Annotated in this window: 20 protein-coding genes; 13 read left to right on the forward strand and 7 right to left on the reverse strand. The window is 42.2% G+C overall.

All coding sequences use genetic code 11. The features are described from left to right. Positions 1-390 precede the first annotated feature (390 nt). Positions 391-1,548: an aminotransferase A gene (locus tag ERJ70_RS08075; RefSeq protein ID WP_209368469.1), complete on the reverse strand. Its 1,158-nt coding sequence runs from the start codon at positions 1,546-1,548 to the stop codon at positions 391-393. A gap of 103 nt (positions 1,549-1,651) precedes the next feature. Here ERJ70_RS08075 and ERJ70_RS08080 point away from each other — a divergent pair, with 103 nt between their 5' ends. The 4 genes from ERJ70_RS08080 (at position 1,652) to ERJ70_RS08095 (ending at position 3,829) form a co-directional block, all read left to right on the forward strand. Beyond that, positions 1,652-1,789 carry an FbpB family small basic protein gene (locus ERJ70_RS08080; protein ID WP_245208151.1) on the forward strand — a complete coding sequence of 46 codons (138 nt, stop codon included), beginning with the start codon at positions 1,652-1,654 and terminating at the stop codon, positions 1,787-1,789. Between the two features lie 413 nt (positions 1,790-2,202). Next, positions 2,203-3,078 carry a patatin-like phospholipase family protein gene (locus ERJ70_RS08085; protein ID WP_309507401.1) on the forward strand — a complete coding sequence of 292 codons (876 nt, stop codon included), beginning with the start codon at positions 2,203-2,205 and terminating at the stop codon, positions 3,076-3,078. Positions 3,079-3,139: 61 nt separating this feature from the next. Next, positions 3,140-3,523, forward strand: a complete 384-nt coding sequence (locus ERJ70_RS08090; protein WP_209368473.1) for a hypothetical protein — start codon at positions 3,140-3,142, stop codon at positions 3,521-3,523. 114 nt (positions 3,524-3,637) lie between these two features. Further along, positions 3,638-3,829, forward strand: coding sequence for a hypothetical protein (locus tag ERJ70_RS08095; protein ID WP_209368474.1), 192 nt, complete (start codon positions 3,638-3,640; stop codon positions 3,827-3,829). 8 nt (positions 3,830-3,837) lie between these two features. On the opposite strand, the gene ERJ70_RS08100 is transcribed toward ERJ70_RS08095, so the two are convergent. The 4 genes from ERJ70_RS08100 to ERJ70_RS08115 form a co-directional block, all read right to left on the reverse strand. Further along, positions 3,838-4,050, reverse strand: a complete 213-nt coding sequence (locus ERJ70_RS08100) for a hypothetical protein (protein ID WP_209368475.1) — start codon at positions 4,048-4,050, stop codon at positions 3,838-3,840. Between the two features lie 939 nt (positions 4,051-4,989). Continuing rightward, the gene (locus ERJ70_RS08105) at positions 4,990-5,463 is read right to left on the reverse strand and encodes a YkyB family protein (protein WP_209368476.1); all 474 of its coding nucleotides are present in this window, start codon (positions 5,461-5,463) and stop codon (positions 4,990-4,992) included. A gap of 95 nt (positions 5,464-5,558) precedes the next feature. Beyond that, complete coding sequence (locus tag ERJ70_RS08110) at positions 5,559-6,137, reverse strand: SCO family protein (RefSeq protein WP_209368477.1); 579 nt, start codon at positions 6,135-6,137, stop codon at positions 5,559-5,561. A 101-nt stretch (positions 6,138-6,238) separates the two neighbouring features. Continuing rightward, positions 6,239-7,090: a metallophosphoesterase gene (locus tag ERJ70_RS08115; RefSeq protein WP_209368478.1), complete on the reverse strand. Its 852-nt coding sequence runs from the start codon at positions 7,088-7,090 to the stop codon at positions 6,239-6,241. A 141-nt stretch (positions 7,091-7,231) separates the two neighbouring features. On the opposite strand from ERJ70_RS08115, the gene fadH reads away from it, so the two are divergent. Beyond that, entirely contained in the window at positions 7,232-7,999 is a 768-nt protein-coding gene (gene fadH / locus ERJ70_RS08120; RefSeq protein ID WP_209368479.1) for a 2,4-dienoyl-CoA reductase, read from the forward strand. A gap of 57 nt (positions 8,000-8,056) precedes the next feature. Here the strand turns inward: fadH and trhA are convergent, their stop codons facing one another. Further along, entirely contained in the window at positions 8,057-8,695 is a 639-nt protein-coding gene (trhA, locus tag ERJ70_RS08125; protein WP_209368480.1) for a PAQR family membrane homeostasis protein TrhA, read from the reverse strand. 264 nt (positions 8,696-8,959) lie between these two features. Here trhA and cbpB point away from each other — a divergent pair, with 264 nt between their 5' ends. The 4 genes from cbpB (at position 8,960) to ERJ70_RS08145 (ending at position 12,069) form a co-directional block, all read left to right on the forward strand. After that, a complete protein-coding gene (cbpB, locus tag ERJ70_RS08130; protein ID WP_209368481.1) occupies positions 8,960-9,436 on the forward strand; it encodes a cyclic-di-AMP-binding protein CbpB in 477 nt (158 codons plus the stop codon). Positions 9,437-9,622: 186 nt separating this feature from the next. Further along, positions 9,623-10,342, forward strand: a complete 720-nt coding sequence (gene dapD / locus ERJ70_RS08135) for a 2,3,4,5-tetrahydropyridine-2,6-dicarboxylate N-acetyltransferase (RefSeq protein ID WP_209368486.1) — start codon at positions 9,623-9,625, stop codon at positions 10,340-10,342. A 142-nt stretch (positions 10,343-10,484) separates the two neighbouring features. After that, positions 10,485-11,600: an N-acetyldiaminopimelate deacetylase gene (locus ERJ70_RS08140; RefSeq protein WP_209368488.1), complete on the forward strand. Its 1,116-nt coding sequence runs from the start codon at positions 10,485-10,487 to the stop codon at positions 11,598-11,600. A gap of 226 nt (positions 11,601-11,826) precedes the next feature. Continuing rightward, positions 11,827-12,069 (forward strand): YkuS family protein, encoded by a 243-nt coding sequence (locus ERJ70_RS08145; RefSeq protein WP_074597521.1) that lies wholly within the window; start codon positions 11,827-11,829, stop codon positions 12,067-12,069. A 72-nt stretch (positions 12,070-12,141) separates the two neighbouring features. On the opposite strand, the gene ERJ70_RS08150 is transcribed toward ERJ70_RS08145, so the two are convergent. After that, the gene (locus ERJ70_RS08150) at positions 12,142-12,975 is read right to left on the reverse strand and encodes a mechanosensitive ion channel family protein (protein ID WP_209368490.1); all 834 of its coding nucleotides are present in this window, start codon (positions 12,973-12,975) and stop codon (positions 12,142-12,144) included. Between the two features lie 231 nt (positions 12,976-13,206). On the opposite strand from ERJ70_RS08150, the gene ERJ70_RS08155 reads away from it, so the two are divergent. From ERJ70_RS08155 to ERJ70_RS08170, 4 genes are all read left to right on the forward strand, one after another. Further along, complete coding sequence (locus ERJ70_RS08155) at positions 13,207-13,749, forward strand: peroxiredoxin (RefSeq protein ID WP_209368492.1); 543 nt, start codon at positions 13,207-13,209, stop codon at positions 13,747-13,749. 92 nt (positions 13,750-13,841) lie between these two features. Continuing rightward, complete coding sequence (locus ERJ70_RS08160; RefSeq protein ID WP_209368494.1) at positions 13,842-14,291, forward strand: TlpA family protein disulfide reductase; 450 nt, start codon at positions 13,842-13,844, stop codon at positions 14,289-14,291. A 698-nt stretch (positions 14,292-14,989) separates the two neighbouring features. After that, positions 14,990-16,741, forward strand: coding sequence for an ABC transporter ATP-binding protein (locus tag ERJ70_RS08165; RefSeq protein WP_209368496.1), 1,752 nt, complete (start codon positions 14,990-14,992; stop codon positions 16,739-16,741). A gap of 15 nt (positions 16,742-16,756) precedes the next feature. Continuing rightward, positions 16,757-18,601, forward strand: coding sequence for an ABC transporter ATP-binding protein (locus ERJ70_RS08170; protein ID WP_209368498.1), 1,845 nt, complete (start codon positions 16,757-16,759; stop codon positions 18,599-18,601). Positions 18,602-18,823 lie beyond the last annotated feature (222 nt).

The following is an 18,823-nucleotide window of genomic DNA, read 5'->3' on the forward strand; positions in this document are numbered from 1 at the left end:
AGAAAAGAGAAAACTCTCTCTTTAGGCAAAACGCTCCTTCATTGTTGGATACGTCTGTCAGTCTATTTACAAGAGAGAGTTGTTCAATCGGCGTTCTACAGTATATTTGCTTTCCGAGGGTAGTGCTTCAGCCTTCTCGAACATGTAAATGGAGTTTCTTCAGGGTAATGGTTCACTGCCGAAACTTCCATGACCTGTGGGATAGCACGCGGCCGGAGACACCGTAAGAAGCTTCCTCGCGTTTTTGGTGGACTTTGCCCAAGGAAAGCGTAATGTGTCCACCGGCGTCTAAGAGAGACGAAATAGTACTTATAGTACTATACGTTTACCTGTTGCTCGGGTTTCTATCACACGAAAGGGAAGGCCAGGTCTGGTTATTCCCGGTTTTTATTACTTGTGTCGCGCCAGAAACTCCTCAAGCCTGTTAAGTCCTTCCTCCAATGTGTTCAAATCATAGGCATAAGAAAGACGCAGAAACCCCTGACCCCCTTCTGAAAAAGCATCCCCTGGAACAAGGGCCAATTTTGCTTCCTCAACTAATCTTCGTGCTAAATCAAACGAAGATATCCCATTTAGTTCGATACCGAAGAAGAAATAGAATGCTCCGTCAGGCTTCATGACGTTCAATCCCATCTTCAAAAGCCGTTCATAGACATAATCTCGCCTTTTCAGATATTGGCGTCTCATTTCTACAGGGTCCTGTCCGCCGTCTTTCAATGCAGCTAACGCTGCATGCTGACTGATGGAAGTTGCGCAGGAAACATTGTATTGATGAACTTTCAGTATATGCTGACATAGCCATCCGGGACACAGCAAGTAGCCAATGCGCCACCCGGTCATAGAATGAGATTTTGACACGCCGTTGATGACGATGGTTTTCTCCCTGATTTGAGGGAATGTGCCAAGTGATACATGTGTATGCTCGTATACCAGTTCACTGTAAATTTCATCTGCCAGAATAAATATGTCCTTATCAGCCATCAGATCGGCTATCTCCTGAAGTTCTTGCCTGTTAAGTGTCATTCCCGTCGGATTGGAGGGATATGGGAGAATGATGCACTTTGTTTTACTTGTGATATGTGGCTCGATCAAATCCTTCGTCAATTTAAAATAGTTTGTCCGAGTATCTACATGGACGGGCGTTCCACCTGCCAGGCGGATTAAGGGTTCATATCCTGGGTAGACCGGGGAGGGGAGGATTACTTCATCCCCGGTTTGGATAATTGTCCTCAAGGTAATATCGATTGCTTGAGAAGCCCCTACTGTAACGATGACTTCATTGAACGGGTCGTAGGTTAAATGGTATTTATCCTTTGCGAAGTCAGTGATTGCTTGACGTAAAGGGAGCAAACCGGCATTATGCGTGTATGTTGTCTGATTCTGATCGATCGCTTGTTTACCAGCATCTTTAACATGCTCGGGTGTAGGAAAATCAGGCTGCCCGATTGTCAGTGAGACGATGTCCTGTTTCCCACTTACCATGTTGAAAAACTTTCTGATTCCTGATATTTGCAATGCTTTTACTTGATCATTAAGAAGATGTTCCACATTCCGACCTCCTGAAAAGTTCTCTAATTGTTCACACAATTAAGATAAATATAGGGTGTAATTCTAGTATAATGAGATAGAGGATCAATCAAGTATATAAGGGGTGATCGTTTTGCGAAATCGTCCTTCCACTTTCACTGAACTGGTAAAGAGAAATAAAGAGGAGTTGCTCAAAAATCCTCAAGAAATGGCTAAAATGGAAAAGAAACTCGATGCAAAACAAATACTAAGAACCAAATAACCTGACTGGTAAACTGATGATACCATACTACAGGACATTCTAAAACCGGAAGGATCAAGGCAACTGGCGATGGCTGTGACAAAAGCTTAGTGGCCAAGCAATAACCGAACGCCGATTCGAATTTCAACCATTCGAACACGTTCGGTTTTTCTTTTTTTAATAGTTGGTAAACACCTTAGAGAAACTTTCTTTCACCCTCTTCTTACCTTTAAAGAGAAAGTTAGCCTTCGTTTGTTCTTCCACTGTACAATCTACTAAAAGTACAAACTGGTTTTTTTCGTACTTCCTATCGGTTTTTAGGTTTGCCTCCACCTCATTCGTTTTTATTTGCTTGATAGCCATATATTCGATATAATATTCCTATTTTGAACCTAGAATTTCCAATTTAGAATTCTATCAAAGGATGTGTCTATATGATGCAGGATGTCGGTTTGGTATTGGAAGGAGGCGGCATGAGAGGTGCCTATACAGCAGGAGTGCTCGATGCTTTCCATGACAGCGGGATTACATTCCCTTTTGTGACAGGAGCTTCAGCTGGTGCTTGTAATGCCACTTCTTATGTTGCTGGCCAACGTGGACGAAACTATAAAGTGTTGGTTGAATATGGAAGCCATCCAGAGTACATCTCACTGAAAAGAGCTGTTATGAGGAAAGAGCTGTTCGGGATGGATTTTATTTTTGATGTTCTGCCGAATCAGCTTGTTCCCTTTGATTTTGCATCTTTTTTTAACAGTAATATTCGTTTTGTAGTGAGCACCACTGATATCGATACAGGAGAACCAGTGTATTATGATACATTTCATTCGAATCAAGAATTACTCACCATCATTCGTGCTTCCAGCTCTCTACCCTTTGTCGCACCAAGCATTTCGGTGGATGGCAGAAACTTAATGGATGGGGGCATCGTTGATCCCATTCCCTTGCAGCCATCGATTGATGCGGGGAATCGTAAGCATGTAGTGATACTTACCCGAAACCAGGGCTATATGAAGAAACCCATGAGACTCGCATGGTTATTGAAACGTTCTTTAAAAGCACATCCTGCGCTTGTCTCTGCCATGCAAAATCGGCATAAACGATACAATGAGATGGTAAAGCGCCTGGAGAAAATGGAAAGAAACAATCAAGTTTATGTTATTCGACCGAAACAACCATTGGAAGTAGGTAGAATCGAACGAAATAGGTCAAAACTGGATGCTCTTTATCAGCAAGGGTACCAGGAGGCAAAGCAGCAAGAAGAAGCAGTTGTTCGCTTTACCAGTCCTGTGGAGGAGCCTGTCATGTCCTGAGAAGTATAAAGTCTGGAACAGGTGGTTAGGCTGAATTAAAAGGGACTGAAGAGGTGAGCCTATGAACACTTGGAATGATGGACCGGTTTTCGATTTAACTTCCATTGTGAATAGAAACCAATTGCATACATTAGGTATTTCAGATAATTATTTGTATATTTTGTTGGGTTTCGTCAGTATTTTGATCTGTTTTTGGCTAATCAGGCCGCTGGTAAGGTTTATGGTTCTGTTGAATTGGGAAGATCTAATAACCTACCTGATTGGCGGAGTGATGCTGTTCTCCTCATTATTACTTATTGTATACTCAGATGGCAATGAGGAAAAAGGTCAGGGAGATCAACTTTCGTATCTTGTGCTTGGCTTTGTTTTGTTTGGAGGGTGTTTATGCTCATTGAAAGTCATTAAAACAATGGCTAAAAATATGAAAAAAAACATCGGATCGTAAAAGAATAAAGTAAAGCAAAAATCCCTTCTTCGATTGATTTCGAGTGAAGGGATTTTTTGCTTTATGAATCTATTTCCCTTTGTAAAACGTATAGTAATTACAGGAGGGGAAAACATGGGAGCTATGTTGTTTATATTTTTGTTTGCAGCAGGTTTGTTGTTCTTGAATATTTTCACTAGTATTTGGGCCTACAAAGATGCTGTTAGTAAGGGAAGAACCAGTGTTTTTGCTTTGATCGTATTATTTGGTACTTTATTCTTTCCAATCTTGGGATTAATCGTTTATGTGTTTATACGGAATGAATAAAAATCAACTTATTCATCTCCCGTAACACCCATTTCTTTCTGCATGGCGGATAGCCATTTCGTCGCGTTTTCTGCTAATTCATCAGGTGGAGTCTGGGTCGGAGATTGTGATAATACCAGCTGCTTTTCAGTGTCAGACAGTCTATTATATGCATCTTTAAGAATGGAAGACTGATCCATATATTTATTTAGTTCATATAGAAAATCCTGTAATTCGAGCATACAATAACCTCCTTTATAAAACCATTTCCGATTATTGACCGAACTAAACCACGATATCACCATCAGTTAAAATAAAGGGTCAGGATAAACGATCATCAGAAACAGTTGCAGGCTGATTCTTACCTGTTTAAAAATACCTTGTCCACCTATCATGGGGGAAGCCGGGATTTAATAATAAAGAGGCCGGGACAAAAGCAAGGCCACTAAAATACAAACCGAACGAATCTAAATGCCAATCAAATTCGTTCGGTTTGTATTTGTATATTCTCTTTTTTATCCTGTTATTTGATGTGTGCTTCGGAATCGCTACGGCAAGATACTACGCGTTTCACGGGCACGGCTTCAACTTCCTCCGAAAGCACCAACCGCTTTCTTGCGGGATTTTCAGCTCGTGCTGTTCCCGTTGGAGTCTCCGTATCTTGCCTTCGCTACGTTTATGTGCTCTGATTTCCACACGATAAAGACAAGATGAACCGTATTCTTCTATTGGATGATAGATATCTAAACAGTGACAAAGACGAAAAATCAGCATGTGGGTTCCTTTATTCTTTGGAATAGGACAATAGCATAAAAAGGATAAAGAAGTACTCCTGGTTTCCACGCAGCTTCGCTTTCTATCCGTAACGGCAATAGGCAAAACGGAAATCACACCAGAAGAGAAAGTATCTCCATCCAACGGAGGCAAGGTATGCTGACTCCAGCGGGATGCACGAGCTGAAGATCCACTTGGCAAAGCGGTATGCTTTGCCAAGTTAGCTGAAGCCGTGCCCGCGGAAAGCGAAGTACCTTGCCGGGGTGGAAAGTTACACTTTTCATAAGAGAGGGGTAGAACGGTTTCTTTTTGCTTATCAAAAAAACCGAACGAATGGAGGAATCGTTCGGTTTTCATTTTGGTCACGATGCTTTTGTCCCAGACTCAGATTGAGTCAAGTATTCGAATTAGTATTTTTTTTGTTTTCTTCGCGGTTTTCTTTCCCACTGGCCGAGAGAAGAGGGGGTATAATAAGAAGAAGGTTGTTTACGGTCGGCTTCCTTTTTTTCGGGAAAGGACCATCCCAAATAACCGGATAGTATTTTTTTCGCCTGTGTCAGACTCATTTGCGGTTTAGGATTTCTGAAATTTTTGTCGGTCGCACCCAAATGCTTCACTTCTTGGAAATCTTGTTTGGCAGGCGGAATATGGAAGTAAAAGTCGCTCACTTTAACAAGTAAGGTGGAGTGTTGGCGGCTTAGTTTTGGTCGGTCAGAGAAATGCAAACCGATTTTTTCAGCATGGTTTTCCTGAAGCAATTTGTTAATGGCCTGCTTTTTCATGTCGTATAATGGTCGGGGATTTGGGGCGGTCTTTGCATGTCGATTCACAATGAAAAGTGCTTTTGCAATATCATTCAGATTGTTTGTTTTATTACTCATGTACCTGTCCTCCTTTTCCAACGAGCTAGAGGTAAATGGGAATCACATATCCCGGGCCAGGAATAAAAATCCCGGCCTCGATGGAAGGTTATCCTTTAGTTGCTCATCTTTTTAATATCTTCTACTATTTTGTCCATTTGAGCAGCTTTCGTACCGTCGTAAGCTTTAATGGCATTTCCTTCTGGAGAAACTAAATAGAAGCTTGTGGCATGTAAGTATTGATCGGAATCATCCAATTCTTCGACTAATGCTTTAAATGAATTAATGGAAAACTCTTTTATTTCGGAGAATTCATATCCCGTAAGTAAGTCCCAATTGTCAAACTCGCCCCCGCGTTCTTTGCTATACTGTTTCAAATCTTCAGGAGAATCATGTTCCGGATCAATACTGAAAGAAATAAGACGTACATCCAGGTTTTCCTGCTTCAATTTTTCCTGGAGACGAGCCATGTTAGCTGTCATTGGTGGGCATACTGTTTCACAATTAGTGAATATCATATCGGCCACCCAAAACTTACCGTCCAATTCTTCTTTGGAAACTGTTTCGCCATCTTGGTTTTTATAGGAAAAAGGTTCGACTTTATAAGAAAAGTCTCCTTCATATTTTGGCCCGCAGGCTGCTAAGAAAAGCAGAGAAACTAACCCTGCGACCAGTGCCATCCTTTTTATACTCATGCAAGAACCTCCGTGAATCCTTTTCTGTTTGTCCATTATTTTAGCATGGCTGGTTAAAAAATACTATGTCCGTTCTGTGACGTATCTCCATTAGCAACGCGCTACTGTTCTGAATTTAATTGGAATAGAGTGATTTCAGGAGCGCATAAAAAACGATAGGGCAGCCGGGTCGTTCCTATTCCTCTGCTGACAAACAGCTGCAAGTGATCTCCAATCAGGTAGTTACCTTCTACATATTTCTCTGCATAGGCAGGCGTGTAGATATGGCCGACCAATGGAATTTGCACTTGTCCCCCATGGCTGTGTCCGGAAAATTGAACATCTATCGGATACTGCTTCGCTTTGTCCGCATAGTCTGGTTCATGTATCATGACCATCGTGTAAGCATTTGGATCGGTCCCTTCCATTGCCTTATCCAAGTCAGGCTGACCGAGCATCACATCGTCAATTCCTGCCAAGGTAATGAAATCATTTCCTTTTTTAAGGGTGGTGTGATTATTTTGTAAAAGCTTGAAACCGCCGGCTTCCATGGCTTCTTTGACAGTTTCTGTACCATATCCTCCATGGTCGTGATTACCATAAATCCAGAACTTCCCTTCAGGACCGCGAATGTTTTTCAAAATATCTGAAATCCTGCGATCCCACATAAATTGATTCGGTTCATCCACTAAATCTCCTGTGAATAGGACGATGTCCGGGTTATGGCTATTGATTTCCGTTGATAGCTGGTCTAATTGCTCTAAGGAATATTGAAAGCCGACATGTGTGTCTGAAAATTGCAGTATTTTTAAACCATCGAACGATTTCGGGATTTTTGTAGAAGTAAGTGTTTCTTTATGAATTTTCAGCATGCCAGGTTCTATTTCCCTGGCATAATAATAGGTTCCTCCTCCTACACCAAATAGTGCAAGGACAGAAGCTCCTAATTTTTTCAGGAATGATCTGCGGTTCATCTATGTCCAAACCCTTCTTCTGCTAGATTAATCTAGTAGCATTATAGCACGGAATGAAAATTTTGCGTGACCATAAAAAAATGCCGGGAATGGAAGGGTTTCCAGCAGTTATATGGAAATGTTAGGGGAGGGGGGATACGAATGGAAAATGAGACAGTCATCATCACAGGAGGATCCAGCGGGATGGGGAAGCAAATGGCCAAACGTTTTGTCGAAGGCGGAGCAAACGTAATGATTACAGGGAGAACGGAACAAACATTGGCTAAAACAGTTAGAGAACTAGAAAATGCAGGCGATGGAAAACCAGCCTATACAGTGATGGATGTCAGAGAGCCTGACGAGATAACAGCTTTGCTGGATAAAACGCTCAACATATTTGGAGGGGTAGATCATTTAATTAATAATGCTGCCGGAAACTTCGTCTGTCCAGCCGAAAAATTGTCCGTTAACGGTTGGAATGCCGTGGTGGATATTGTCCTTAATGGAAGCTTTTATTGCAGCCGAGAAATCGGTAATTACTGGATCGGCAAGAATCAGAAAGGAAATATTGTCAACATGGTGGCCACCTATGCCTGGAACGCAGGAGCAGGTGTGATCCATTCAGCAGCCGCAAAGGCAGGGGTCCTTTCTATGACTCGAACACTAGCAGTCGAATGGGGAAGTAAATATGGAATCAGAGTGAATGCAATCGCTCCCGGCCCTATTGAGCGGACAGGAGGAGCCGAGAAATTGTTCGAGTCAGAGAGCGCAGCGCAAAGAACGCTGGAGTCCGTGCCGCTTCATCGGCTGGGGAAACCAGAAGAAATAGCGGAGTTCGCGTATTTCCTCTGTTCAAAGCATGCTGGCTATATCAATGGAGAAGTAGTAACCATGGATGGGGGGCAGTGGTTGAATAAACACCCTTTTTGAACCAGGATAAACAAATAGAACAAGGCAACAGTCATATACTGCTGCCTCGTTCTATTGTTAAATTAAATAAAGAATAACCGAGAAAAAATGGAGAGCTGTTCCAGCTAAAACAAATAAATGCCAGATTGCATGGTGGAATTTAAATCCTCTCCACACATAAAAAATCGACCCGATCGTATACAGAATACCGCCAATCACAAGTAAGAGAAGTCCGTTAAACTGCATGTTCTCTACAAGGGTTTTCCAAGCGAAAACAATTTGCCAGCCGACAACAATATAACCAATCGTAGAGACGAACAAAAATCGTTTGACAAAAAAACATTTAAAAATCGTGCCGGCGATTGCAATTCCCCACACAATTCCAAATAAGGTCCAGCCTAACCAGCCTTTTACTGCCACAAATAAAAAAGGAGTATAGGAACCGGCGATAAAAAAGTAAATCGAAGCATGATCCAGTATTTCAAAGACATCTTTTCCCCGACCTTTTGGCAAAGCATGAACAAAAGTCGAAGAAATATATAGTAGAACCATCGTAGTGCCAAAGAGAGTGAAGCTGACTACATGCCAAACTGTTCCGTGTTGAGTTGCATAAACGATTAAGGTTACAAGAGCGGCAATGCTGAAAATAGCACCGACAGCATGGGTAATTGCGTTTGCAATTTCCTCGTTTTTAGAAAAAGTATGAGTGTTAGCCAAATTGACCGTCCTTCCGGAGGGGGATTACATCCCCACCTCATTTTTATATGCTTATTATACACGGATTGACTGAGATTATAAAGAATGGAGGTTTGAAGAGGGCAATGGATGTGGAATGTTTAAGATGGTAGTTGTCGAATCCAGTCGTTATTTCCTGTTTCCAATCTGAGTTATGGAATGGTTTTCATAACCTGGATATGGTAAAATGACATTTGGATAGGATGCGTGAGAACTCCTTCAACTGCTAAAAAGGAGTGTCAGCAAATGAGCAGTACGCAAAGCAAAGAAATGACAGAAATGGTAGTCGAAGATTTAATGATTCCTGCAGAGAAAGTAGCACATGTTCAAATGGGAAATCCATTGGAGCACGCATTGTTGGTTCTGGTGAAATCGGGTTATTCCGCAGTGCCCGTGCTAGATGCCTCGTTCAAATTGCAGGGAACAATCGGCAAAACAATTATTTTAAATGATATCCTCGGACTTGAACGCTTTGAAATGGAAAAACTATCGGTTACGACAGTTCGAGAAGTGATGAACACCGATATACCGTGTCTTTCGAAAAAAGATGACTTTTTGAAAGCATTAAAAGAGATGATTAATCATCCTTTCATTTGTGTCGCTGATTCACAAGGTTATTTCGACGGGATTGTGACTAGAAGGGCAATTTTAAAGCAGTTGAACAAAAATCTTCACGCAAGCAAATATTCGCCGGTCACAGAGATGGTTACCGGGAAGAATTAAAGTTCATGTCAGAGTGGGTTCTTGGTCAGCCAAGAGCCCTTTTGTATGCAAAGATTACTCCATACTATCCTGATAAAACGGCAAAAGTGAACAGGAAACATTTTAAAACAGGGTAAAATTCTTGTACCCTTGTTTGAAATTTTGATAAAGTGTAATACAGAGTATGATAAATGGAGGGAACAGTAAATGAAAATGATGGATGCGAATGAAATAATCTCTTTTATTTCCAATAGTAAAAAATCAACACCTGTCAAAGTATATTTAAAAGGCACTCAATTGAATACAATCGATTTTGGCGACCTGATTCAGGATTTTGTCGATGAAAAGACAGGCGTTCTCTTTGGTGAATGGAAAGACATAGCAGCCGTACTGGATACATACAAAGATCAAATTGAAGATTATGCGGTCGAAAATGATCGCAGAAACTCGGCTATCCCATTACTGGATTTAAAAGAAGTCAATGCCCGGATTGAACCTGGTGCGGTTATACGAGACCAGGTTGAAATCGGAGATGGCTGTGTCATTATGATGGGAGCTATGATAAATATCGGATCGGTTGTCGGTGAAGGCACAATGATCGATATGAACGTCACACTGGGAGGAAGAGCTACCGTCGGTAAAAATTGTCATATAGGTGCCGGCGCTGTACTTGCCGGTGTAATCGAGCCGCCTTCGGCCAAACCCGTTGTTATTGAAGACGGCGTTGTCGTCGGAGCAAATGCCGTCATTCTTGAAGGAGTCACAGTTGGAGAAGGTGCAGTTGTTGCGGCTGGAGCAATTGTAACAAAAGATGTACCGGCCAACACCCTTGTTGCTGGTACTCCTGCAAGGGTGCTGAAGGAGATAGACGACCAGACGAAGTCTAAAACCGAAATAAAAGCAGAACTGAGAAAATTGGATCAGTGATAATCAAGTCACTTTCCGTTAGCAAAAAGCAGGAGATGTTTCTCCTGCTTTTTGCAATTCACGCTAAACGACGCAATACAATGCTGCAAGCCTGCATAGTGCCTTCAAGGCAGGCAGAAGTGACTTAAGGGAGGATTGACGAGTGAATCACCAAGATTTAGTGAATATAAGAAGAGATTTGCATCAAATTCCGGAATTAGGTTTCCAGGAATATAAGACTCAGCGATACTTGCAGGAGGTAATTGCCCGTATACCGCAAAAGCATCTTACCATTAAACAATGGAGAACCGGATTGCTGGTAAAAGTATCTGGATATAACCCTGCCCGGTTAATTGGCTACCGAACAGATATTGATGGATTACCAGTTACAGAAGAAACGGACTATTCATTCGCTTCTAAGCATGAAGGGAACATGCACGCTTGTGGACATGACTTTCATATGACTATTGCTTTGGGAGCACTGCAGCGTTTGGCAGAACAACCGATGGAAGATGATGTCCTGTTTATTTTCCAGCCGGCGGAGGAGGGACCTGGCGGTGCTTTGCCAATGCTGCAGACAGCATTGTTGGGCGAATGGAGACCGGATGTCGTGTTTGCCCTTCATGTAGCTCCTGAGCTTCCTGCAGGAACGGTTTCTACCAGGGATGGTTTATTGTTTGCCAATACGAGTGAATTGTTTATCGACTTCAAGGGCAAAGGAGGGCATGCTGCTTACCCCCATTTGACTCATGATATGGTGGCTGCCGCCAGCAGCTTCGTCACCCAGTTGCAGCAAATTGTAGCCAGGCGGATTGATCCATTGCAAAGTGCTGTGGTAACCATTGGAAAAATCGCTGGGGGTTCCGTACAAAATGTTATTGCAGAAAAGGCCCGACTGGAAGGTACGATTCGGACTCTTGATCCCAAAGCAATCGACCTTGTGAAACAGCACATTGAACAAATTGCTAAAGGGCATGAAATAAGTTTTGATTGCAAAATAAACCTTGATTATGGAGCTAATTATTATCAAGTTTACAATACAACGGAATACATCGAGCGATTTAAACAAATTGTATCTCAGGAACAGCTAACGTGGAAAGAAGCGAAAGCTGCTATGACAGGCGAGGATTTTGGGTATATGTTGAAAGACATACCCGGTTTTATGTTTTGGCTCGGCGTTGATTCCCCCTATGGATTGCACAGTAGCAAATTAAGTCCTTCGGAGGATGCTCTTTCGACCGGTGTCCATATTGTGGAGAAGACGATAAGGAATTTGTAAAATGCGATAAAGAAAGTATATCGGAGATTGTCATGATGTAGTGACCTCCTACGTTCTTTTCTGGCAAAAGGAAGGCCATACCAATCGTGAAGAAAACAACCATTTATCAAGGTCCAGCTGCAGACGCTGCTTTTTAAGCCGACTGGTCCCGGTTCTGTATATGCTTTTCGTATTAGGGAAGTCTAATAGGGATTATTTAATCCATTTGTACAGAGGAGGTATTTGGATGCCGCGTATAGGTATAGAAGGAACACTTTCAGACGTAAAAGGAGCATTACAGGAACGGGGCTATGAATTGGTGGATTTGAGACAGGAATCAGATGTACAAAATTGTGATTGCTGTGTCATCTCAGGGCAGGATAAAAACGTGATGGGAATGGCGACGGCGAGTACACAGGCCCCTGTTATCAATGCAAATGGGATGACTGCCGACGAGGTTTGCCATCAGGTTGACAGTCGTTTTCAATAACGGAATCGATAAGGTTGTAAGGGGGAAGAGGCTGGCTTCTGTTTAGAAAGAAGCCAGCCTCTTATCATTTCCTCATTTAGGTTGTTTATTTACATTAACCTGGTGGGGATATGGAATATCAATGCCAGCTGCATCAAATTCTTCTTTGATTCGTTTCCTTAAATCTCGTTCCACTTCCCATTGCATCATGTTTTCGGTTTGTCCGAGAACCCGAAGAACGATATCAGAAGAGCCGATGCTTTGCACGCCTAAAACGTCCGGTCCTTCTGCAAAACGAGCATCATTCTCTCGGAAATCATCACAAATCCGTTGGAGTACGGCCATCGCTTCGTCAATGCTGTCTTCATAACTGATCCCAATATCGACTAGGGCGCGCATGGTGCCGCGGGAATGGTTGCTGACGCTGGAAATTTCCCTGTTCGGAACGAAGTTCAATGTTCCGTCGAAGCTGCGTATTTTGGTTGTCCTTAATCCGATTTCTTCGACGATTCCATCGAAACCGCCTAAGGTTACATACTCATCCACTTCCACCTGTTTTTCCAGCAACAGAAAAAAACCGGTGACGACATCGCTGACAAGGCCTTGCGCTCCGAATCCGATTGCAAGTCCAAGGACGCCTGCACCTGCAAGGAGCGGGCCGATCGGGATGTTGAATATACCAAATAGAATAACGATGAACAGAAAAATGAGCACATACGAGTAAACATTGATCAGCAGTTTTTCGAGGGTTTTTATTCTTCCTTCTGAAACCTTTTCCCTTCGTCCGGCTCGGGAGAGTGTTTTAGCAATGATTTTTTTCCCGAGCGGTGCGGCAATCATAAAACCGATGATCAACAGGATGATTTGCAATCCATAACCAAGGAGTGCTCCGAAATCCAAATACAACCCTTCTTGAAAAATGTCCATACTACGTCTCCTTCCTATGTATTGTTAAGTTAAAAGAAAAAAAGACTGTTTGCAACTGAACAAGCCAATTTTCTTCCTTATTCTTATATATCTTCGGGCTTTTTACAGAATTTTTGTCATTGGGAACGAAATGAATTAATTTTTGACTGAACAACGTTCCTCCTTTATAATGTTTTTTGTAAATCAACAGCGTTCGTTGAAAAATAGAGAAGCAATGTGGAGGGATTACATATGGCAGAACGCATGGTAGGAAAACAGGCTCCTAGGTTTGAGATGGATGCCGTACTATCTAATAAGGAATTTGGAAAAGTATCTTTGGAAGAAAACATGAAAAACGATAAGTGGACGGTGCTTTTCTTCTATCCAATGGATTTTACTTTCGTTTGCCCGACAGAAATCACTGCGGTTTCTGACCGTTTCGACGAATTTGAAGATTTGGATGCAGAAGTTATCGGTGTTTCCACTGATACTATCCATACGCATTTAGCTTGGATCAATACCCCAAGAGAGGATAACGGTCTTGGTGACCTGGAGTACGCGTTAGCTGCCGATACCAATCATCAGGTTGCCCGTGAATACGGAGTACTGATTGAAGAAGAAGGGGTAGCGCTTCGCGGTTTATTCATTATCAGCCCAGAAGGGGAGCTTCAGTATCAAGTAGTTAACCACAATAACATCGGCCGTGACGTCGATGAAACACTACGTGTTCTGCAGGCATTGCAAACTGGCGGTCTTTGCCCGGCGAACTGGAAACCAGGTCAAGAAACATTGTAATTCGGTTCCGTGAAGACTTAAACGGGTCTAACACATTGTGTTAGACCTTTTTCACGACATAATCGCTTTGGTTGAAGAAGGAGGAAAAGGGAATGAAACTAAGAACACCAATGCCTGAATTGGAAGGCGCTACCGAATGGCTTAACGGAGAAGTAACGAAAGAAGACTTGGTTGGAGGAAAGCCGACTTTAATCCATTTTTGGTCTGTAAGCTGTGGTCTATGTAAAGAAGCTATGCCGAATGTAAATGAGTTTCGCGATGAATACAAGGATGATTTAAATGTCGTAGCTGTTCACATGCCACGCTCCGAAAAAGATTTAGATCTGGAACAGATAAAAGAAGTGGCTGAAGAACACGGCATTTCCCAACCAATATTTGTTGATAACAAACATGCCTTGACAGATGCATTTGAAAATCAATACGTCCCTGCATACTATGTATTCGATGCAGAAGGAAACCTTCGGCATTTTCAAGCCGGCGGTGGCGGTATGAAAATGCTGCGTAAGCGCGTCAATCGTGTTTTAGGGCAAAACGAGAAATAAATAAGAACTAACAGCAGGAGGATGGGAGCGGTAGCGCTAATTCTCCTGCTTTTTTCTTGTTGTACAGGAAATGATAAATTTAACTGTCTGTGTATAATTATTGGCTGAAACAGCCACGTCCAGCTCCAGCGCCTCACCCTCTGTGTGGCAAAAAGCGCCACGCCGAGGCTGTTCTTAAGCTTGTACTCCTTTAAACAGGCGCTTGCGCTTTTGTCCTCTTGTTTTCCACGCTTAAGGAATGCTGATACGGTGTTTGGTAATAACTTTGCTTCCCTTCAGATTCTCCTCGTATCCTCCCTCCTTATTAAAATCCTGTGTCTAAATAATATACATTCTTCTAGGCCAACTCACGTGGAAAAAACATTAGTCCTTCTTATGGATAAAGCGAAAAAGGCATGAAAGGCATGAACGCAAGGTTAGGATAACCATGGTACTTTTCCAAGGAATCCTCCTTCTTCTGCAACTCTAATCGATTTAGGAGTACACCATTTCTTTTAGCTCTAACAGAGTTACCGTTTATATGTACGATTAAGAAACCGTGACAAAATGTCCCTTATTCTTTGAGGAGAGTAGAAGCATTCCGGTAATTCGCAGCCGATTAAAAATTTTAAAAAAATTGAGTCAAATGGGTGGAAAAATATTTCGTTACCCGATATATTTATACATACGTGAAAAAATCATCAGGAGGAGGGATATTCTTGGACACTTTTAAAAAGTTAAAAAACTATTACTGGCCATTTAAAAAATTGTTTTTTGCATCCCTGTTTTTCGTTATGCTGGTTACAGCAATAACAGTCATTTACCCAGTGGTCCTGCAGTTGACCATCGACAATGTCGTATTGAAGGGCCAGTACTCATGGATTCCGTATTTGTCAGTAGGATTTATACTCATCATGGCCGTGAAAGGAGTCGCAAACTTTTCCCAGCAGTATTTAGGAGAATTGTTTGGTGTTAAATCCGTGTACACATTAAGGGATAGTTTATACCAAAAACTGCAAAGGCTTTCGTTTACTTATTATGACAACGCTAGAACAGGGGATTTGATGTCACGTCTGACAATGGATGTGGAAGGATTCAAATTTTTCCTTGCTGCAGGATGTAAGGAATTGATCAAAGTCGTCTTGTTGATGCTTTTGAGTCTGAGTGTCATGTTTTACTATTCCGTTCCTTTGGCTCTAGTAACCATGGCTGCCATGCCGTTTTTAGCAGTTGTTGTCTATAAGTTTGATCGGCGTGTTCATCCTTCATTCCGGAAAATCAGAAAATCGATGGGAAGGCTCAATACGAGGATTCAGGAAAATGTCAGCGGAATGAATACAGTAAAGTCGCTTTCGAAAGAAGATTTTGAAATCTACCGTTTTACCGATAAGAATGACAACTACAAAGATAATTATATTGCTACCTCGCATATTTGGGCCCGTTACTTCCCGCTCATGGAATTCATCGGCAATATCTGTATGGTCGCCTTGCTTGCTTACGGTGGTTATTTGGTTATTAACGGGAATCTAAGTATTGGTGCCCTCGTGGCTTTCTTCAGCCTTGTCAATTATATACTTGGACCTTTGATGCAGCTTGGATTTATCGTTAATATGTTCTCGCAGGCAAAAGCATCAGGGGAACGGCTGCTGGAAATTCTGGAAGCTGAGGAGGACATCCAGAATGCAAAGAATCCGGCAGAAGTCCAGAGACTACAGGGGCATGTCACTTTTAACCATGTTACCCTTACATACTCGGAAGATGATGATTCTGCTTTAAAAAATATATCTTTCGACGCGCCCCCTGGAACGGTAGTTGGTTTAATCGGAGCGACAGGAGCAGGTAAAACGAGTATTACTCAATTGATTACCCGCTTCTATGAACCTGAAGCGGGTGAAGTACTGGTGGACGGAAGAAAAGTGGAGGAATACGATTTAAAATCATTACGCCGCAACATCGGTTTTGTATTGCAGGAGTCTTTTTTATTTTCCACTTCTATAAAAGAAAACATTGCATACGGTAACCCTAATGCCAGCATGGACGAAATTGTGGATGCAGCCAAGCGTGCCCAGGCGCATGATTTTATCATGGAAATGCCTGCTGGCTATGAAACCATGCTTGGCGAAAGAGGAATGGGACTTTCTGGAGGTCAGAAACAACGAATTGCAATTGCCAGGGCTATCTTAATTGATCCGAGCATTCTTGTTTTAGATGATGCCACATCAGCAGTCGACATGGAGACAGAGTTTAAAATTCAGAAGGCGTTGAAAGAAGTGATGAAAGATCGGACCACTTTTATCATAGCCCATCGAATTTCTTCTTTGAAACATGCAGACGAGGTGTTGGTCCTGGAAGATGGAGAAATTGTCGAACGCGGCAGACATGAAGAACTGTTGACGAATGGCGGACCATATCAGCGGATTTACGATATTCAGTATCAGGATAAACAAGAAATCATGAGTGCTGCAAAATAAAAGGGGGGGAATAGTATGGCAAAAACAATGGCTAATCAGCCCAAGCAAAGCAGGCACCTTAACCGATTTTATTATCCATTGGATCATGCAGTGGAGAAACCCTTTAACTGGAAACAAATGCTGCGACTGTTGAGATATGTAAAACCATACACCGGGAAGCTGGTTCCAGGCGCCATTATCGCCATGTTTATTTCCACGCTGATCAGAATGGCTGTGCCTGTTTTGATTACTAAAGTGGCGATTGATATAGCAATACAAAATAAAGACGTCGGTTTCCTGACGTATCTTGTCATTGGAATTTCAATATTGTATTTAATCAGTTATCTTGCGAATACATTTCGGATAAAATGGGTGAATATACTTGGACAGAATGTGATTTATGATTTACGAAGGAATCTCTTCTCCCATGTTCAGCATTTGTCCCATAACTTTTTCGATAAACGTTCTGCCGGTTCAATTCTTGTACGGATTTTGAATGATGTTAATTCCTTACAGGAATTATTTACGAATGGGATTATCAATTTGTTAATGGATGTAGTCATGCTTATCGGTATCGTAGTCATCCTGTTCGTGGTCAGTCCTCCGCTTGCATTGGCAGTCATGGTCGTATTACCGATCATGTTTTACATTTCCACAAAGCTGCGGCGTAACATACGACGTGCTTGGCAGGATGTCCGAATCCAGAAATCAAGGCTTAATTCCCATTTAAATGAAAGCATGCAGGGAATCCGGATCACCCAGTCTTTTTCGCAAGAGCAAGAAAACACCGAATTTTTTAATGGTGTGAACACAGATAATTATGAAAGTGAACGACTTGCTACGAGAAAGAGTGCTTACTTCGGACCTTTCGTAGAAATGAGCAACGCCATTGGAACAGTCATTCTCATCTCCTATGGATCACATTTATTATTGCTGGGAGAAGCCAACGGAGGCATTGAAATCGGTTCATTTGTTTTGTTTGCCTTTTTCCTTGGGATGTTTTGGGAGCCGATTTCACGTCTTGGACAGATTTATAATCAATTACTGGTTGCAATGGCTTCCTCAGAAAGGATCTTTGAATTTCTCGACGAACAACCGAACGTAGAAGAAAAGCCGGATGCGAAGACGATTGACAACATGGAAGGACATATTGAATTTGATAAAGTACAGTTTTCTTACGATGAAGACAGGATTGCATTACATGAGATCTCTCTTGAAATGAAACCTGGCCAGACTGTTGCACTGGTAGGGCATACAGGATCAGGGAAATCGACGATTGCAAACCTGATCAGTAGATTTTACGATCCCACCAAGGGTGCGGTGAAAATCGACGGGTTGGATTTGCGGGATTTAAAGCTCGATAGTCTGCGAAAAAATATCAGTGTCGTGCTTCAGGATACATTTATTTTTTCAGGTACAATCATGGAGAACATCCGATTCGGAAGGCCAGATGCTTCAGATGAAGAGGTGTATGAGGCTGCAAAAGTAGTCGGTGCGGATGAGTTCATCAGCCGGCTGGCCGATGGATATCAAACGGAGGTCGAAGAAAGAGGAAACATTTTATCAGCTGGTGAGCGACAATTATTGTCTTTTGCTCGGGCATTGTTGGCGGATCCGCGAATACTAATATTGGATGAAGCGACGGCAAGTATTGATACAGAAACAGAAATGAGGATTCAACAGGCTTTGCGCAAGCTGTTGAAGGGCCGTACGGCTATCATGATTGCACACCGTCTCTCCACGATAAGGGAAGCGGACCAGATTATCGTATTGCAGCACGGTAAAATTTTGGAAAAAGGCAACCATCAGGAACTGATGCAACAACGGGGAGAATACTTCGACCTGGTTAAATCACAATTTCAAATGTTGAATGCTCTCTAATACAAAAGCTGCCCACCGAACAAGTGGGCAGCTTTTGTATTATTGGCAAAGCGGCTGCATATAGTGGGAAAAGTCGTCTGGTTTCATATCCGCAAATGGTTCAGAAATGATACAGATGTGATTTTTCCGTTTACCCCTGTACTGTAAAGGAAAATAAAATTAGATAGGGTTATATCTGTTAGGAGTTATGGAGGAAACAGAAAGGGAGGATGCAGTTTGTTT

Source organism: Sediminibacillus dalangtanensis, from assembly GCF_017792025.1.
In the GTDB taxonomy this organism is placed as follows: Bacteria; Bacillota; Bacilli; order Bacillales; family Amphibacillaceae; genus Sediminibacillus; species Sediminibacillus dalangtanensis.

Excerpts from the sequence above, each read along its gene's own strand:
- ERJ70_RS08085 (WP_309507401.1), top strand. The coding sequence starts at position 2,203 with ATGATGCAGGATGTCGGTTTGGTATTGGAAGGAGGCGGCATGAGAGGT.
- ERJ70_RS08090 (WP_209368473.1), top strand. The coding sequence starts at position 3,140 with ATGAACACTTGGAATGATGGACCGGTTTTCGATTTAACTTCCATTGTG.
- ERJ70_RS08095 (WP_209368474.1), top strand. The coding sequence starts at position 3,638 with ATGGGAGCTATGTTGTTTATATTTTTGTTTGCAGCAGGTTTGTTGTTC.
- ERJ70_RS08100 (WP_209368475.1), bottom strand. The coding sequence starts at position 4,050 with ATGCTCGAATTACAGGATTTTCTATATGAACTAAATAAATATATGGAT.
- ERJ70_RS08105 (WP_209368476.1), bottom strand. The coding sequence starts at position 5,463 with ATGAGTAATAAAACAAACAATCTGAATGATATTGCAAAAGCACTTTTC.
- ERJ70_RS08110 (WP_209368477.1), bottom strand. The coding sequence starts at position 6,137 with ATGAGTATAAAAAGGATGGCACTGGTCGCAGGGTTAGTTTCTCTGCTT.
- ERJ70_RS08115 (WP_209368478.1), bottom strand. The coding sequence starts at position 7,090 with ATGAACCGCAGATCATTCCTGAAAAAATTAGGAGCTTCTGTCCTTGCA.
- fadH (WP_209368479.1), top strand. The coding sequence starts at position 7,232 with ATGGAAAATGAGACAGTCATCATCACAGGAGGATCCAGCGGGATGGGG.
- cbpB (WP_209368481.1), top strand. The coding sequence starts at position 8,960 with ATGAGCAGTACGCAAAGCAAAGAAATGACAGAAATGGTAGTCGAAGAT.
- dapD (WP_209368486.1), top strand. The coding sequence starts at position 9,623 with ATGAAAATGATGGATGCGAATGAAATAATCTCTTTTATTTCCAATAGT.
- ERJ70_RS08145 (WP_074597521.1), top strand. The coding sequence starts at position 11,827 with ATGCCGCGTATAGGTATAGAAGGAACACTTTCAGACGTAAAAGGAGCA.
- ERJ70_RS08150 (WP_209368490.1), bottom strand. The coding sequence starts at position 12,975 with ATGGACATTTTTCAAGAAGGGTTGTATTTGGATTTCGGAGCACTCCTT.
- ERJ70_RS08155 (WP_209368492.1), top strand. The coding sequence starts at position 13,207 with ATGGCAGAACGCATGGTAGGAAAACAGGCTCCTAGGTTTGAGATGGAT.
- ERJ70_RS08160 (WP_209368494.1), top strand. The coding sequence starts at position 13,842 with ATGAAACTAAGAACACCAATGCCTGAATTGGAAGGCGCTACCGAATGG.
- ERJ70_RS08170 (WP_209368498.1), top strand. The coding sequence starts at position 16,757 with ATGGCAAAAACAATGGCTAATCAGCCCAAGCAAAGCAGGCACCTTAAC.